The following is a 384-nucleotide window of genomic DNA, read 5'->3' as shown; positions in this document are numbered from 1 at the left end:
AAGGCATGTCTAAGTCTACTAGATCCTCTTTTAGTGATTCGATTTTTAGTGGCAGAAAATTTACCAGATTCAAAAACACTTGGATCGACTCCAGCGAATGCTACAAGCTTTTTTGGATGATTAAATCGATCTATTTCCCCAATTTCAGAAATAATCGTTGCAGCGATCTTTTCTCCGATACCAGGGATAGATTTGATGATATTATATTCTTCAATTTCCTTAGCGAGGGCATCTATCTCCGACTCTAACTTTGATAGATGCTCTTTATACTGAAGAATCATGTTTATATACATACCAAGGCTTAAAATATGACTCTGATAAACTGTCTTTTCAAAAGGGTTACGGGCCGCCGCAGCTTTAAGTTCAATCGCTTTTTCTTTTGCC

Annotated in this window: 1 protein-coding gene; it reads right to left on the bottom strand. The window is 37.0% G+C overall.

The window, feature by feature from the left end:
• Nucleotides 1-384 (bottom strand): transposase (locus tag AAHB15_RS30075; RefSeq protein ID WP_342043906.1); only part of this gene is annotated, 384 nt, incomplete at both ends.

It is taken from the genome of Bacillus sp. OTU2372 (assembly GCF_038440275.1).
Classification (GTDB): Bacteria; Bacillota; Bacilli; order Bacillales; family Cytobacillaceae; genus Neobacillus; species Neobacillus bataviensis_B.
The sequence above is the reverse complement of the archived record's forward strand: the minus strand, read 5'-3'. Positions and strand labels throughout refer to the sequence as shown.